The sequence below is a fragment of the Larkinella rosea genome (assembly GCF_003858635.1).
Lineage (GTDB): Bacteria > Bacteroidota > Bacteroidia > Cytophagales > Spirosomataceae > Larkinella > Larkinella rosea.
The window spans coordinates 588,609-603,493 of sequence record NZ_RQJO01000011.1 but is presented as its reverse complement, the minus strand read 5'-3'; the positions used below and the strand labels follow the sequence as shown (position 1 = coordinate 603,493).

Annotated in this window: 15 protein-coding genes and 1 pseudogene; 8 read left to right on the top strand and 8 right to left on the bottom strand. The window is 47.2% G+C overall.

The genetic code is table 11. From position 1 onward, the window contains the following. Positions 1-184: 184 nt before the first annotated feature. Positions 185-1,309: pseudogene (locus EHT25_RS26320) on the bottom strand (IS3 family transposase). 137 nt (positions 1,310-1,446) lie between these two features. Here EHT25_RS26320 and EHT25_RS26315 point away from each other — a divergent pair. Further along, positions 1,447-1,905 (top strand): DUF6896 domain-containing protein, encoded by a 459-nt coding sequence (locus EHT25_RS26315; RefSeq protein ID WP_374756173.1) that lies wholly within the window; start codon positions 1,447-1,449, stop codon positions 1,903-1,905. A 173-nt stretch (positions 1,906-2,078) separates the two neighbouring features. Here the strand turns inward: EHT25_RS26315 and EHT25_RS26310 are convergent, their stop codons facing one another. Next, entirely contained in the window at positions 2,079-2,615 is a 537-nt protein-coding gene (locus tag EHT25_RS26310; protein ID WP_124878212.1) for a hypothetical protein, read from the bottom strand. Between the two features lie 112 nt (positions 2,616-2,727). Beyond that, positions 2,728-3,108, bottom strand: coding sequence for a hypothetical protein (locus EHT25_RS26305; protein ID WP_124878210.1), 381 nt, complete (start codon positions 3,106-3,108; stop codon positions 2,728-2,730). A gap of 99 nt (positions 3,109-3,207) precedes the next feature. On the opposite strand from EHT25_RS26305, the gene EHT25_RS26300 reads away from it, so the two are divergent. Then, entirely contained in the window at positions 3,208-3,411 is a 204-nt protein-coding gene (locus EHT25_RS26300) for a hypothetical protein (RefSeq protein WP_124878209.1), read from the top strand. 13 nt (positions 3,412-3,424) lie between these two features. Here the strand turns inward: EHT25_RS26300 and EHT25_RS26295 are convergent, their stop codons facing one another. The 3 genes from EHT25_RS26295 to EHT25_RS26285 all read right to left on the bottom strand — a co-directional run bounded on the left by EHT25_RS26295 (position 3,425) and on the right by EHT25_RS26285 (position 5,561). Further along, positions 3,425-4,033: a hypothetical protein gene (locus tag EHT25_RS26295; protein ID WP_124878208.1), complete on the bottom strand. Its 609-nt coding sequence runs from the start codon at positions 4,031-4,033 to the stop codon at positions 3,425-3,427. Positions 4,034-4,504: 471 nt separating this feature from the next. Next, a complete protein-coding gene (locus EHT25_RS26290) occupies positions 4,505-4,753 on the bottom strand; it encodes a hypothetical protein (RefSeq protein WP_124878207.1) in 249 nt (82 codons plus the stop codon). 151 nt (positions 4,754-4,904) lie between these two features. Then, positions 4,905-5,561, bottom strand: a complete 657-nt coding sequence (locus EHT25_RS26285) for a DNRLRE domain-containing protein (RefSeq protein ID WP_124878206.1) — start codon at positions 5,559-5,561, stop codon at positions 4,905-4,907. Between the two features lie 104 nt (positions 5,562-5,665). Between EHT25_RS26285 and EHT25_RS32815 the strand changes: the two genes are divergently transcribed. Together EHT25_RS32815 and EHT25_RS26280 are read left to right on the top strand one after the other, a co-directional pair. Continuing rightward, on the top strand, positions 5,666-5,842 hold the full coding sequence (locus EHT25_RS32815; protein ID WP_185731498.1) for a hypothetical protein: 177 nt from the start codon (positions 5,666-5,668) through the stop codon (positions 5,840-5,842). Beyond that, positions 5,839-6,033 carry a hypothetical protein gene (locus tag EHT25_RS26280; protein ID WP_124878204.1) on the top strand — a complete coding sequence of 65 codons (195 nt, stop codon included), beginning with the start codon at positions 5,839-5,841 and terminating at the stop codon, positions 6,031-6,033. Before EHT25_RS32815 ends, EHT25_RS26280 begins: the two co-directional genes overlap by 4 nt. A 228-nt stretch (positions 6,034-6,261) precedes the next feature. Here the strand turns inward: EHT25_RS26280 and EHT25_RS26275 are convergent, their stop codons facing one another. Continuing rightward, positions 6,262-8,373 carry an outer membrane protein assembly factor BamB family protein gene (locus tag EHT25_RS26275; protein ID WP_124878202.1) on the bottom strand — a complete coding sequence of 704 codons (2,112 nt, stop codon included), beginning with the start codon at positions 8,371-8,373 and terminating at the stop codon, positions 6,262-6,264. 414 nt (positions 8,374-8,787) lie between these two features. Between EHT25_RS26275 and EHT25_RS26270 the strand changes: the two genes are divergently transcribed. The 4 genes from EHT25_RS26270 (at position 8,788) to EHT25_RS26255 (ending at position 13,778) form a co-directional block, all read left to right on the top strand. Beyond that, positions 8,788-11,229 carry an ABC transporter permease gene (locus EHT25_RS26270; protein ID WP_124878200.1) on the top strand — a complete coding sequence of 814 codons (2,442 nt, stop codon included), beginning with the start codon at positions 8,788-8,790 and terminating at the stop codon, positions 11,227-11,229. A 206-nt stretch (positions 11,230-11,435) separates the two neighbouring features. After that, complete coding sequence (locus tag EHT25_RS26265) at positions 11,436-11,801, top strand: VOC family protein (protein WP_124878198.1); 366 nt, start codon at positions 11,436-11,438, stop codon at positions 11,799-11,801. 273 nt (positions 11,802-12,074) lie between these two features. Beyond that, the gene (locus EHT25_RS26260) at positions 12,075-12,710 is read left to right on the top strand and encodes a peroxiredoxin (protein ID WP_124878196.1); all 636 of its coding nucleotides are present in this window, start codon (positions 12,075-12,077) and stop codon (positions 12,708-12,710) included. 405 nt (positions 12,711-13,115) lie between these two features. Beyond that, positions 13,116-13,778 (top strand): response regulator, encoded by a 663-nt coding sequence (locus tag EHT25_RS26255; protein WP_124878194.1) that lies wholly within the window; start codon positions 13,116-13,118, stop codon positions 13,776-13,778. 96 nt (positions 13,779-13,874) lie between these two features. Here EHT25_RS26255 and EHT25_RS32810 read toward each other — a convergent pair whose 3' ends face one another. Further along, positions 13,875-14,609, bottom strand: coding sequence for a caspase family protein (locus EHT25_RS32810; RefSeq protein WP_185731497.1), 735 nt, complete (start codon positions 14,607-14,609; stop codon positions 13,875-13,877). Positions 14,610-14,885 lie beyond the last annotated feature (276 nt).

The window sequence follows — 14,885 nt, the reverse complement described above, 5'->3', positions numbered from 1 at the left end:
ATCTACCTAAATGCACATCATAATTTTTTTCTCCTATCCATTAACATGAAGTTAGTTACTGAATCACTGTTGAAGAAATTGCATTTATTCAACAACACCTAATTGGTATTTAGTAAAGAAATCGTCCGAATCACAACTTATTAACCACTCGTTTATTTGACTCACTTTGTAAGTACCCCTAATTTCAGACAGTAGCAATTAGAGTTTCTTCATTTTCAAGCACCCTGTTTTTCCACTCTTCGGGCGTGAGATTATCCAGTGATTCATGAGGTCGTCTTAGGTTATATTCTTCCATCCAGTCGCTAGTCAATTGCCTTACCTGATCAAGATCAAAAAATAGATACGCATCCAAAACCGTTTCCCGATATAGCCGATTGAACCGTTCAACATATCCATTCTGCATCGGTTTGCCGGGTTGGATGTACTGAATCTCAATCTCTTTACCCTTACACCAAAGCTCAAAATCACCGGAAGTAAACTCCGGGCCATTGTCAGTTCGAATCGTCTTGGGCTTTCCTCGTTCTTTAATCACCCGTTCCAAAGTTCGGATGATCCTTTTGGCGGAAAGAGAAGTGTCAATCTCGATCGCCAGCACCTCCCGTGTACAGTCGTCGATGACGTTGAACGTCCGGAATTTGCGGTTACCCACCATCGTATCACCGCACGGGCGGCCCCGTCATAAAATCCATACTCCAGCTACTATTAATGACGGTCTGTTGTTGCAGCGGATGCTTCACACGAACTGGCAGTCTGCGTTTGCCCTTCCGTTTTCTATTCAGTTTGAGCAGTTTGTAAATCCTATACACCTTTTTATGATTCCAGGATTTACCAGATCGTCGGATATAGGCAAACAATTTCCGAAACCCGTACGAAGGATGGGCAAAAGCCAGATCCTGCAACACCTCAATCACAGCCGTATCGTCCTTCTTAGTGCTGTAATAGAATTGCGAACGCGGTAAAGACACTAGCTGACAGGCCCTGCTCACGGGAATAGCTTGCTCACGAACAATCTCTTCGGCTAATTGCCTTTTGGTGGCAGGGCCCAGCCTTTTTTTGTGAATAGGTCCTTTAGGATTTGATTGTCCATCGCCAAATCGGCATACATTTTCTTTAAGCGAGCGTTCTCTTCTTCGAGGTCTTTGAGCCGTTTGACATCGGAAGCCTCCATGCCCCCATACTTGCTTTTCCAGTTGTAAAAAGTGGCTTCGGAAATGCCATGTTCGCGGCAAATTTCCTTAGTAGGGATGCCATTTTCCTGCTGCTTGAGGATCTTGACAATTTGGGATTCAGTAAATCGGGTCTTTTTCATAGGATCAGTTTAAAATTAGCATTTTTCTCTAATTCTAAACTGTCCGAATTTTAGGGACACTTACAACTTGCTTACAGTTGGTATTTAGGTAACTTGGGCAACATAATTCACACTTAGACAACAAGATTTTTATATAAATGGGTAGCGAGCAAACTTTACTTTACGACCTTATTTTACTTTATCGGAGTAAGCTAGCGTTGGCAATATCCTATCTAAACGAAAAATCTATGCACAGTAAAGGTTTTCAAGCTAAGTCTCGGACTGGTTTTTTAGATTTAAATGGTAAAATTCCTTATTTTTTTCATGGTAAAGGGTGTACGATTACTGTAGATGGAGGTATAAGCTTAAGTATAGATTTTGATGTAAAGGGAAGATGTGATGGATTTACAACTCATATTTTAGAATCTTACCTCTATTTCAATAGAAGCCTTGAAAGTAAGTTTTCTAGCATTAACGATTTTGCAAAAATTCAAGCACTTTTGAAAGAGTTGGAAAAAGATGGTTTCGTATTAAGCAAGGAATATTATTTGTTGGGGCCAATGTATGTATTGCCAAATGATTTTTTTGCTGATCAACCACTATCTTGGGTTCAATAAGAATTTAATATTTTTGGACAATTCTAGCTATATCCTGCCAGTAGCTTGCTGCCTTATTATTATTTAAATCACTTTACATAAAGTTAGTTATCAAACCACTACAGGAGAAATACAATTTCTTCAGCAACTCCTCATTGGTATTTAGTAAATCAAACGTCCCAATCATTAACCACTCATCTTTTGGAGGTAAATAATTGCTGTTCTTGGGGAGTCCAATGCCGAATGATATATGCTTTAAATTTCCGTTCTTGAAAGAACTTCTGAATAACTTCCAAAGCCCGATTCGTAATTGTATCCGAGGGCGACTTGATACAAGTAAAATAGTTTCGGTAGTTGGTCGAATCCAAATTCCTGTATTCTGATTTCAGAAAATCCGGAAGGCTATCTAAATCAATGTTTTGAATATCCGCTTGGGTCAAATCCAGGTGCATGGGAATAGTTGGATTATCGTGAACCGAAGCTGCATTTTCATCAACCCGATGCACGAAAACGGATGACTGGCCCATCAGGATAATATTAATCCTACCATAAAAAGGAGTTGGTGGTGGTGGTGGCTCATTAGGGTCGATAACCGCAGGAGGTTTTTCCGTCTCAATCATGTAATAGATAGTTTTTCCCTTTTCTTCACGGTTGGAACAAGAATTTATGCTCAGAAAAGCGATCACAATCGTCAGGTGTGTAAACAATTTGCGCGAGTAAACTTGTGCCATGAATTCCAGTTGGAATATAACTTTAGGGTTACTGGTTAAATAAGTTTAGATAAAAGCTAAATGCCAACCAAATTTTAATCAATCAAACCTCCCAATTTCTAAAGCGAAACTGTTAATCTTCATCTATCATCCACTGAGATAAGTCTTCAACTGGTCTTGGTAGCCTGCCTTCTAACCACTCAACCAGTAAGGCAGGAGTGAAGGCCTTGTCGGTTGTCTCAATTACCCAAGATAGAAAATTTTCCGGCCCACCATTTAAGTAGGGAGCTGGCGAAACAGGAAAGAATACGGTTGGTAGACGTTCATTTAATGATAAATAATTACACACACAACCGATCTCTTGTACGACTTGCCAGGCAAGTGCATGTCTTATATCAATTCGAAACTTTGCCCACCAGAGACTATTATCGTTAAATCCAAAACTGATAGATTTCCCAATGGCTGGAACCCTATAAAGATAGTTTTCTAGCATTTTCAAGGTTGTGTCGTCCATCCCCATTTTTAGTTTTTATGCACAATATATGTAAGAAATATTAGCATGCTATAATATCACCTGTTCACAAAACGTCCGAAAAAATGGCAAAGCAATGAAATGGCTGTTCTGGAAACAAAGTTTCAGGATTGGGCGAACCGGTTAAAAATCATTAGCGACGAAATCGGAAAGGAAATGCAGAGAATTAACGACGAACATCCGTATGGAGGGATTGAGGATGTAGGCTGGAAAGTTGATGAAGCCCTTGAAATGATTGAAGTAACGTGCGGTGTGAAGCCGAAAAAAATTAAGAAGTCAAAATAACGTCCGAATACTGTCAATTGATAGTTAATGACATATCATCATAAAATGCAGTTCCTGTCGTCTTGGGAAGATAAATCAGATCAGCATATACCGCGTAGAGATCTTTGGGTGCCGAATCACAAGTAAGCGTGTATTCTGTAAACTCCTTGGAACCTGTAATGGAAACCTTGCCTTCTGTAGATGACTTGAAATTGGTTACCACGGTACCGTTAATATACCAAAAACCCCCAAAAAGGATGGATATACCATTCCCTTGAATATTAGCCGTTTTAATTTTGACTTTCAGGGTCAACTTAGCTCCCTCTTTAATGGGGACATCCCGGGTATAAACAACCCGTTCCAGAACCTGGTAAGTAGAGTCGCTTTTTACGGCCTCACAACTGACTTTAATCGAATGAACAGGTGACGTAGCCGCTTCAGTTGAATAATCGACGGTATAGCTAGTGGGATTCGTTTTTGAATTTTTAAGGGTGGCTGAATACCACAGTGGAAACGGATTGACTTCAAAATCACCATTGGTAAGTACATTAGCCGGTGCTTGGGGCTGGGCATTATCCTTTTTGCACCCATTAAAAAAAATAAAAAGGAACGCTAAGGATACGGCTAAACGAAAAGAGTTCATGGCGGCTTACAGAGTAAGATGTGATAAAATCAAATGTATTAAAAGTAAATAAAACGTCCAATCCATGACAATAAAGGAGCAATGCGACAAACTCGCTGAGCAAATCTATAAGCAACTCACAACCCATATTCCGGGGAAGTGAGGACCATCTTGGGATAAATACGACGATCAGCGGATAATTAACGAAGTCTCTCAGCAGATTTCCGATGTGGCACGAAATGCCTATGTAGCCGGTAGTAATTCAGTGAAAATCAATTAACGAAATCGTCCGAAAAACAGAACCCGGCGAAAAACCGGGCTGTCCATCTACCAATCTCTATTATGAAGCATGCTTCCAACGCAAAATTACCTTTTTCATTTTTTTTGAATTGATACGATCCTACGATTTTTCCGCACTATTATTCCATTATTAATTGTCCCAATCATTAACCACTCGTTTTATGTTCGTATAAATCCATAAAACGGAGAGACCTATTTATTCGAATTGTGAATTCGATTTTGAATGGTCTGCCAGATTCGCTTTTCCACTTCTTTCTTACCGGTGTTAAGTGAATCCAGACTGTGTTGATCAAACCATGAATCTACAATTTCTTTCTCTTGGCTACTTGCAGAGCCTTCTAGATACTTATCCAGAAGGGATAACAGGTCCTCAGGTTTAATTTTTGTATTACCCATAAACGCTTTGCGGGTCGACTGATGTAAATCGACATCAATTTGCATTTGATGGCAAATCTACTACATGGATAGTTGAATAACTACAAACGTAGTAATAAAATATCTTAAAATACATTGATCCAACAAACCTCCGTTTATTAACTCCACGTTTTTCGTAATGCAAGCTAATCAGCTTCAAGGCCGAATAGGTCAGCACTTACTTTGCAATATAATTGATTTCAAGCTTGGGATGTAAGGCTGCATTTGGATGATCACTCGATGCTATAAAGGTTACTTTGAAAAGTTCTTCTAATTGATGTCTCATGAAAAATCCATAACTGGTCGCTTTATTGTCAACCATATCCTGCACCAGCTTCGTAACATCGATAACATAGTCCTGAGTCGGAGATGTAGCAGCTGGCACTGCAACCTGATTGACGGTTGTACTCTGCGGTTGTGTGTTCCAAGTAACAGTGCTTTCATCCCAAAGCGAAGTCGTTCTTTGTATAAAAAAGGCATTATCGCCAATATGCCCGGGGTATCCTGGATACCGGTAGGGAGAAGTCGGATTAAAATATAAATATATATAAGCCTGTTGTATCGTGGAATTTTCCGGAATGCTACCTAAGTCAAATTGGACCACAGATCGGCTAATTGGATCAAGGGGAACAGGTTTTTCAGTGTGTACAGCAGAGAAAAAAAGGTCTTCTTCATTTCCATACTTAGCATTGGGAGACCCATTGGAAAAAAGAGCATCCTGACCTTTGGCTGCATCCGGTTGAAGTACCAGATGTGTAATGGGTAGGTGATCCTGCATGCAAGCCTGCAAACTGAGGGCAAGTACTATTGTTGTTAGTTTAAAAAAGCACTTCATAAGCGTTGAGTTTGTCTGATAAATAGTAATGATAATGGTTCACTGGCACATCGACAAACTTAGGTATGACTATATTGAAATAAGTCAAAAAAAATCTCCGAATAATGCCCGACACTATCAATCAGCAATTTGTGCACATCAACGCCAGGCTTCGAGCAAAAGAGCGTTTGATGGAAGAAATGAAGAATAAACACCTGGCGGCTGAAAATCGGCTGCAAAAAGAAATTGATAATTTATTCAAAGAGTGGGAACGTCTTAAAAAACTAAATGAGGAACAATGACAACGGAGGAACGAGCAACCGACCACATGAAGAGTCTGGACAAGCAGATTCTCGAAAGTAGCGCAACTGAAAAGGAGAAAGCCGCCATGCGTTCAGTCCTGAGCAAACTCCACGGCAACCTGAGCAAAGTTTATGAGCAGGGTTTCAATAAATGCCGACGGGCATTCGAGCGAAAAGGTCACTATCTATAATCTAGGGTTTCCTTTAGTCGCATGGTAAAAGTGTTGCGTTTAGTACCTTGCGATTCTTGATCGCCCGATGAATGAGATAGCGGAAAGATAGAGTTTTTATAATAAAGTCAGAATGAGTTAACTTATTTTAAGGGTTACTTCGTTCAGGTAAGGATCGCGATTCCCCGTCTGCCGGTTTTTACGGCAGCCTGCGGTACCTCATGAAATCGCAAACAACTTTTGAACTGCTTACGGCAACGCAAACGCCACATACCGGTCCCCCGACTTCGTTTTGAGTTTGCCCCCCCCGCAGGCAATCACAACGTATTGCTTGCCATTGACGGCGTACGTACTCGGCGAAGCATACCCGGCAGCGGGCAGCTTGGCGCGCCAGCATTCACGCCCCGTTTTTCGGTCGAAAGCCCGAATCAGTTCGTCGCGGGAAGAAGCGATGAAGAGCAAACCGCCCGCCGTGACGGCCGGGGCACCATAGTTGTCGGTACCGGTCGGAGGAATGCCCTTGGCCACCAGTTCGGGGTACTCGCCCAGTGGAACTTGCCAGCGGTGTTCGCCTGTATTCAGGTCGATCGCCGTCAAAGTGCCCCAGGGTGGGCGGCTTACGGGGTATCCGGCCCGGTCGTACCAGCGGGTAAATCCGGTATGGTGGTAGGGCGAGGTATTCAGATTGGCGTTGCCGGCACTGGCGACGGACGTTGTTTTACCGAATAAAAAATCCACAATGGCCTTGCGCTCACCCTCTTTCAGGTGGGTAAAGGCTGGCATCATGCCCTGCCCTTTGGCCAGAACCTGAGCCACAGAGGTCTCGTTGCGTTTTTGGGAAATGCTGATCAGGGCCGGATAGCTACCGTCGTGACTGCCTTCGCGGTTTGGTCCGTGGCAGGTGGCACAATGAGTTTGATAGAGTTGGCTACCGCTGCGGTTACCGGATCCGACTGATAACGGACCGGTTTTAGACGGAACCAGCGCCATAGTAACCGGAATTTGCTTGGAGGGAACGTACATAATTCCGGCTTCGTCCACTGCTGCCCCGCCCCATTGCGCGCCCCCATCGGTACCGGGAAAAAACACGGTACGATTGGGACTCAGGGGAAGGGGAATGAACTCCTTCCCTGTTTGCCAGCGCCGGAGCTGGGCCACTATCGTGTCGCGGTCGGTTACAAAATCGTTAATATCACTTTCAAGAAACGATTGCCGGGTAAACGGCGCGGGTTTCAGGGGAATCGGCTGGGTGGGCCAGGCTTTTTCTCCCGGAACGCTGGAAGCGGGCATGGGGCGTTCCTCAATTGGAAACAACGGCTTCCCCGTCACCCGGTCGAAGACAAACAGGAAACCCTGTTTGGATAAAACCGAAACGGCATCCACTTTTTTCCCGTCATGAACGACGGTGAATAAATTGGGCGGAGCCGGAATATCGCGGTCCCAGATGTCGTGATGGATCGTCTGAAAATGCCAGAGCCGCTTGCCGGTAGCCGCGTCGAGGGCAATGAGGCTGTTGCCAAACAGATTCTGGCCGGGCCGGGTACTGCCGTATAAATCGAAGGCCGCCGTTCCCGTGGGTACATATACGATGCCGCGTTGCCGGTCGATGGCCATGCCCATCCAGTTGTTGGCTCCTCCGAAGTTGAGGTGGCCATCTTTCGGCCAGGTGTCGGCCCCATACTCGCCGGGATGGGGAATGGTGTGGAACGTCCAGACGATCCGCCCCGTGCGCAGGTCGTAGGCGCGCACATCTCCGGGCAGGGCAGGAGCAATCTCCGACACCCGATGGCCCATGATGAGCAGATTTTTATACACCACGCCCGGCGTGTTGCTCACCACGTATTCGTCGGCTCCGGGTCGATCAAGGCCCTCTTTTAAGTTGATTTTTCCACCTTTCCCGAAACTCGATACCGGTTTTCCCGTTCGGGCGTCGAGGGCGTAGAGCAGCGAGCCGTAGGCGAAGAAAATTCGGGACTCCCGACCATCGGTCCAATAGGTAACGCCCCGGCTATTCATGGCAAAGGTATCGTCGGTAAAGTTTGTTTTCCAAAGCTCCTTACCCGTGGCCGCATCGAGCGCAAAAGCCTGCGACCCCGCCGAAACACCGTACAGGACACCACCGATGATGAGCGGATTGCACTGAATCTGGGTATTGTTTTTGAGCGTATCGACTCCGCCGGAAGCATACTCCCAGGCGACCTTTAAACCCACAACGTTGCTGGGAGTTAGCTGCGTAAGTGTCGAAAAATGGTTGCGATCAGGCCCGCCGTTGTATTCGGGCCAATCCGTGGTGACGGGTTTTTCGGTCAGGCTGAGCAGACCAACGGTCAGGAGCAGGGCTGGGAAGGTGAACCGTTTCATGAACAGGTTTAGAGGGAGGTACAAATAAACACAAAGTTGTCGAAAGTTATGGTGTGGACTATACTGAAATAGCCTTTCAAGGCCAGGGTCTAATTATTTCCGCACACTCTCGTATTGCAAGCCGTCATTATTCAAGGCCGGAAGGGGGTATTTATGGCTATCTAGCTGATATTCAAATTAAAGTGCCTATTAAAATCTGACTAAAAACTCTCCAGTCTCAAATGAGTCAATCCGTGCTTAACGCCAACGCCCTCACTCCTTCGTCCCATTTTTTGCCCCATTCACCCCATTTTTTCATTCTTCCCGTACTCGCCCGGTATTTTGCCGTAGATTACTCGTGCCTGCTTTGAAACGCCCTGCGTTTTTCGGAAGGTCGTTTCAAACCCAATTTATTGACCTTTAATCAACCGGACCATGATCGGAAGCTACCTCAAAACATCGAGACGCAACTTACTGCATAACAAGCTCTTCTCGTCCATCAATGTAATTGGTTTAGCCATCAGTATGTCCGTTGGATTGCTGCTAATCGCGTTCGTTCTCGACATGCATTCGTATGACAAATTCCACAAAAATGGCGAGCGAATCTATCGCATTACGAATGTTGTAACCGAAAATAGTAAACAAAGCCGATCGCAGTCCGGCAGCAAGTTTGCGACTACTTCGATAAAAACCGGTAAGCTGATCCGGCAGAAAGTGACCGGCATTGAAGACGTGGCGATTCTGCGCACCGACTTTTCGCAGGACGCGAAGATTGGCGACACCAGTTTCCCGATCAAGGGTTTCTGGGCAGATCCGTCCCTATTCAAAATCTTCACCTTTCCGATGCTGGCAGGCAATCCCGAAACAGCCCTGAAAGCGCCTTACTCGATCGTTCTGACGGAAACGACCGCCAAAAAACTATTCGGCCGCGAAGATGCACTGGGCAAAGTAATCCGATTCGATACACTCGACTATCAGGTGACCGGCGTCATGCAGGATGTTCCCTTTTTTTCGCACCTCACTTTCGAAGCGTTGGTATCGCTGTCGACAGCCGAGCAACTCAACCGGAATAACGACGATTTCGAAAAGTGGACCAACATGTCGTCGAACTTCGTGTACGTTCTGCTGCCCGAAACCGCCGACATCGCGTCCATCCAATCGCAACTGGGTGCCATTGCCAGGGAGGAAAACCGGGTCGACGAAACCACCAAAATCCGGCTCGAGCTTCTTCCTTTATCCACTATCGTGGTCGGCGAAAACTTCCGTGCCTCGGAGGGCGGGCCCGGTTCCGTAGGTCCCCACATGTCTCCGGTGGTGCTTTGGATACTCGGCGGATTGGCACTCATTGTGATTCTGTCGGCGTGTTTTAACTACACCAATCTTTCAATGGCAAGAGCCATGCGACGCTTTAAGGAAGTAGGGATTCGCAAAGCGATCGGTGCCGGAAAAAGCCAGGTATGGCAACAATTCCTGGCCGAAGCCATCATGATCTCCCTGACCGCGCTTTTTCTTTCGTTTTTCCTGTTTCTCCTTTTAAGGCCGATGGTGATCCATCTCGCGCCGGAGATGCAGCGCACGGTGAAGCTCGAGCTTACGCCGGTTATGGTCCTAACCTTTCTGCTCTTTTCGGTTACCGTGGGGGGTGTGGCCGGTTTGCTGCCCGCCCTGTTCTTTTCGAAAGTCAGCGCGATCAGTGCGCTCCGGAATGTATCGACGGTAAAAGTGTTCAAACACCTCACCCTCCGTCGTGCCCTGGTGGTGGTCCAGTATACGCTCACGCTGATCTTTATCACCACAACGGCCATCGGCTATGTGCAGTATAAAAACATCCTGGCTTTCGATTTGGGATTCAATACCGAAAACATCCTGAACATTGATATGCAGGGAAATAAACCCGATGCGTTTCTCAAAGAGCTGAGCGAGATGCCGGACGTAAAGGGCGTATCCCGGTCATTGATCGTCACCAGCGTCGGAAATGCCTGGGGCGGATTTATTAAGTACAAAGATTCGCGCGACTCGGCCCTGGTCATGACCAACCACGTCGACGAAAACTACCTTTCTCTGCACGAACACAAGCTCCTTGCCGGAGGAAATTTCAGAACACGACCCACGACTGCCAGCGCTTCAACCGAACTGATCGTTAACCAGCAGTTCTTAAAACGATTTAACATTGCGGGCGGTGACCCTCAGAAAGCAATCGGGGCCGTGGTTTCGTTCAGTAGTTTCCGCGTAAAGGAACGCAAGATGACCCTTGTTGGCGTCATGAAAGACTTTCACTATGGCAAGGTCGACAACCTCATCCAGCCGACCGCATTCCTGGCCTGGACCCCCGAAGACCGGGCAGTCCTTAATGCCAAAATACAGAGTGCTGACCTGCTATCCACCCGAGCCAGGATCGAGTCCGCCTGGAAGAAAATCGATCGGATTCACCCCTTTAAAGCCGAATTCTTTGATGAATCGATCGAAGAAGCCTACAGTGAATTTTCCATCCTGATCAAGATTATTGGCTTTCTGTCCATTCTTGCCATTTCGATCGCATCGATGGGCTTGTTCGGCATGGTTGCCTACACCACCGAAACCCGGCTGAAAGAAATCAGCATCCGCAAAGTGATGGGGGCCAGTTCCGGTAACCTGATCTACTTGCTGAGCCGCGGTTTTCTCGTCCAGCTTTCCATCTCGGCCCTCATCGCGCTGCCGATAACGTACCTTTTCTTCGAAAATTGGGTGCTTACCAATTTCCCGTATCACACACCGGTGCGGATCGTCGAGTTGTTTGTCGGTTTACTGGTGGTGTTGCTGATTGCGTTTCTGATGATCGGATCGCAGACGATGAAAGCCGCCCGAAGCAATCCGGCGGAAGTCCTGAAAAGTGAATAAGCGTGATTAGTAGCCGTTTGCATTGGACCATAATGCTGCCGTTCTGCCCAGTGACACAGCCCATTCGCTACGCTCAGGTTGGCGAAACTCAAGTTGAAAACCGGTTTTAGATTTATCGTTTACGGTTTCAGAAAACCGCAATAATCTCCTTATATTCACGCAAGTACCGTAGAAACAGGGAGATGCCAGGCTATTTTAACGCGTGAATGATGAAATTTACCAAACTGGTTCCCAACGTGTTTTACCACGATATTCACGACGGTTTAAACTTATTTGTCAACTGCCTCGGGTTTTCGATTGAGCACGATGAACTAGCTACTGTTCATCCATTTTGCGTCATTGGAAAAGATGGATTGCGTATCAACCTGTTTGAAAACGGAGCCTTCGCTCAGGAACATCATCCCGAATTTAGGTTAGAAACCGACAACATCGAAGAGGTGTACCAAACCGTTGCCTCCAATTACCCCGAATTTCTTCATCCCAACCTGAATAAAATCACGCTTCGGCCCTGGGGAGCGCGGGAATTTGCGGTGATGGATAAGCAACTGGGCGTTATTATTCAACAATGGTAAATCGTAAAACAACGCATTTGAACCTGCCTGAACGTATACTTATAGGGGTTACATTTTGAGATCGTGCAATTTCCCAGACAAGCCAGTTGGGGCGTTTTTTGGGTTAAAACCCGCGCGTTGGGAGAAATTTGATAGTGATTGGGAGAAATTTGATAGCCGAATCGCGGGGAATCGGCCAGCTTTGTGAGCAACTTATTACCCGCCCGAAAAACCGGACAAGGCAGGTAATAAAACCGGTCATTCATTCTTAATCATTACTAAACCAATCCAATTATGGCACTCCGATTAGGCGACATTGCACCCGATTTTACCGCACAATCCACCGAAGGAACCATCCATTTTTACGAATGGCTGGGCAATTCCTGGGGCATGATTTTCTCCCATCCGGCCGATTTCACCCCCGTCTGTACCACGGAATTGGGCCGTACGGCTTCGTTGAAAAGCGAATTTGAAAAACGGGGCGTCAAGGTCATCGCCGTCAGCGTTGATCCGCTGGAATCCCATTCCGAATGGATCAAAGATATCAATGAAACGCAGCAGACGACCGTCAATTTCCCGATGATTGCCGACCAGGATCGCCAGGTGGCGGAGCTGTACGACATGATTCACCCGAACGCCAGCGAGAAGGCAACGGTGCGCTCGGTGTTTGTGATTGGCCCGGACAAAAAAGTGAAGCTAACGCTGACGTATCCGGCATCGACGGGCCGCAATTTCAACGAAATTCTGCGCGTCATCGATTCGCTGCAGCTGACGGCAAATTACCAGGTGGCGACGCCCGCCGACTGGCAGGCCGGGGAGGATTGCATCGTCGTTCCGGCGGTGAGTACGGAAGATGCCATCAAGAAGTTTCCGAAAGGCGTTACAATTGTTAAACCGTACCTGCGGACGACCCCTCAGCCCAATCTGTAACGGCCAGACGGCGGTTTTAAACCCGCCGGGGAGTAATCATCAAACCCACATCTTTATCAAAGGCTTTGTAACATTTAGGCTGTTCGTTAAACGCCTGGAAAGTGCCGGTTCGCTGGTCAACTTCCGGGCGTTTGTCATTTCACCCGGTGCTAATCCGCAGAACGCAGGCGGGTGTTCGCACGTTTCTGCCGGTAACGGGCAGCGAACCCAGTCACCGATAAAATCCCCTTTTCCCGGAGCCTTGCCCACCACACCGTCCCCCTCCCATCCGGTTTTGCCGACGGGCAGACAAAACCGTTCCCAAAAGTGATAGCGAATGACCCATTTTTGACAGGGTCTTAACGGTAGGAAGCCGACCTTTGAATCATCCAAAACGGACAACTCAACCAAACTTAACCCCTGTACATGAAAACAAAAGTGCTCCTGGTGGATGAAAAAGCCGAGCTGGAAGGATTCTTCCGGCGGCATTTCCACCAAGCAATCCGGAACGGTTCGTACGAGTTTGTCTTTGTCACAACGGCTGGCCAGGCCCTGCAACTACTGGAAGAACAAGCTGATATTGATGTGTTGCTGACCAATCTGAGCGGTCTTTCACTGCTGGACTACCTGCCCCGCATCAACCCGATTGTGCGTACGGTTGTTTTCAACGCCAACGGGGATGTAACGACGGTTCGAAAGGCCATGAACCACGGCGCTTTTGCCCTCCTGACCACTCCACTTAATTTTCAGGAGCTGAAAGCGACCATCGACAAAGCCCGGCAATATGCCCACCAATTGCGGGAAACCCAGGAACTGATGCAGGTCGATGCCCACAAAACCCACTTTTTCAGTCACCTCACCCACGAATTGCAATCGCCCCTGTCGCTGCTGGTGTCGACCGTGAACCGGCTTTTCGAAACCGCCGATTTACCGCTCACGCAACCTCTGCTCGCGGTGCGTCGCAACGCCCGTCAGCTCCTGCGCGCCATCAACGAGCTGGAAGCCATTGCCCAACAGGAAAGTCTGAAGATAGAACTGATCGGCCGGGACGGAATTTTATCCGGTTTTACCGAGCAGCTGGCGGAGTGATACAAGGTTTTTGCAGGTTGAGTTTCACCCCCCTAAAAGCCTTTCACAACCAATGTAACAGGCTTTTAGGGCGGTTTTTACACCCTTTCACTTCCGTTAAAAAATCAATTTTGTCCGCAGACTCGAGGTCTGGAAAGGGCGCTGGGCGTTGCCGGTCAGGGTCAGCACTTCGTTGGTCGTGTCCTGAAAAATATCGTCGAACCGTTCGCCTTTTCGCAGGTATTTCAGGAGAGCTGTGGTGAAAGTTCCGTTGCGGCCCACGCCATTCCGCGCCACGCTGCCCGGCGCCGTTGCATACCCGATGAAGAGGTTATCGATCCGGGCCTGCGCCAGATCAATGGTTTTAAAACCGCGGTCTACTTCCCCCCGGCTCCAGCTGCGGAACGGGTTTTCGCGGCAGGCATCCAGCAAAACAATGCTGTTTTTGGCACCCAGTTCCCGAAACTCGTCGAGCACCCGGCTCACCGGAAAGGCTTCGTAGCGCACGTCGTCTTTCTGCTCCAGTTTGGCGCCGGTCGGAATCATGTAGTTTTCACCGGCAACTTCAATCCCGTGTCCGGCGTAAAAAAACAGGGCTGCATCCGCCCCTTTGGCCTGACGATTAAATTGCTGAAACGCCTTCTCAAAGCTCTGTTTATCCGCCAGATCTTCGTGCCGGGTCACTGTAAAACCCAGAGACTGCAGTCGCTCCGCAATGTCGCGGGCATCGTTGAGCGGTCGACCGCCCAACGCCAGGCCTTCCGAATAACCGGAATTCCCAACGATAAACGCGTAGCGTTTTTTTGAAATGGAAGGTATTAAAACCGGTTGAGTCGTAGATGCCGCTGTCACTTGGTTTCCATTCTGGACAGAATGGTCTTCTTTCCTTTCGGAGTAAGAAGTGTAGGATCTGTCAACATAGGTTTTTTTATTCCAGAACGACGGTTTTTTATCAAGAAAAACCGAGATGGGTTTCATTTCACCCAAATTTGCTCTTTCAAAGACGTATTCAAGGGTAAAATATCCTTCTGTACGAACAACAATAACGGGATCAAACCCCCTTGCCTTGATATGTAACTTATATTTCCCAAAACTATCAGTTGTAGTATTATTCAGAGCTCCTTTTTC

Bases quoted from the DNA above. Each gene is read 5' to 3' on its own strand.
- EHT25_RS26275 (WP_124878202.1), bottom strand. From the start codon at position 8,373: ATGAAACGGTTCACCTTCCCAGCCCTGCTCCTGACCGTTGGTCTGCTC.
- EHT25_RS26270 (WP_124878200.1), top strand. From the start codon at position 8,788: ATGATCGGAAGCTACCTCAAAACATCGAGACGCAACTTACTGCATAAC.
- EHT25_RS26255 (WP_124878194.1), top strand. From the start codon at position 13,116: ATGAAAACAAAAGTGCTCCTGGTGGATGAAAAAGCCGAGCTGGAAGGA.
- EHT25_RS26265 (WP_124878198.1), top strand. From the start codon at position 11,436: ATGATGAAATTTACCAAACTGGTTCCCAACGTGTTTTACCACGATATT.
- EHT25_RS26260 (WP_124878196.1), top strand. From the start codon at position 12,075: ATGGCACTCCGATTAGGCGACATTGCACCCGATTTTACCGCACAATCC.
- EHT25_RS26285 (WP_124878206.1), bottom strand. From the start codon at position 5,561: ATGAAGTGCTTTTTTAAACTAACAACAATAGTACTTGCCCTCAGTTTG.
- EHT25_RS26300 (WP_124878209.1), top strand. From the start codon at position 3,208: ATGGCTGTTCTGGAAACAAAGTTTCAGGATTGGGCGAACCGGTTAAAA.
- EHT25_RS26310 (WP_124878212.1), bottom strand. From the start codon at position 2,615: ATGGCACAAGTTTACTCGCGCAAATTGTTTACACACCTGACGATTGTG.
- EHT25_RS26295 (WP_124878208.1), bottom strand. From the start codon at position 4,033: ATGAACTCTTTTCGTTTAGCCGTATCCTTAGCGTTCCTTTTTATTTTT.
- EHT25_RS26290 (WP_124878207.1), bottom strand. From the start codon at position 4,753: ATGCAAATTGATGTCGATTTACATCAGTCGACCCGCAAAGCGTTTATG.
- EHT25_RS26280 (WP_124878204.1), top strand. From the start codon at position 5,839: ATGACAACGGAGGAACGAGCAACCGACCACATGAAGAGTCTGGACAAG.
- EHT25_RS32815 (WP_185731498.1), top strand. From the start codon at position 5,666: ATGCCCGACACTATCAATCAGCAATTTGTGCACATCAACGCCAGGCTT.
- EHT25_RS26315 (WP_374756173.1), top strand. From the start codon at position 1,447: ATGGGTAGCGAGCAAACTTTACTTTACGACCTTATTTTACTTTATCGG.
- EHT25_RS26305 (WP_124878210.1), bottom strand. From the start codon at position 3,108: ATGGACGACACAACCTTGAAAATGCTAGAAAACTATCTTTATAGGGTT.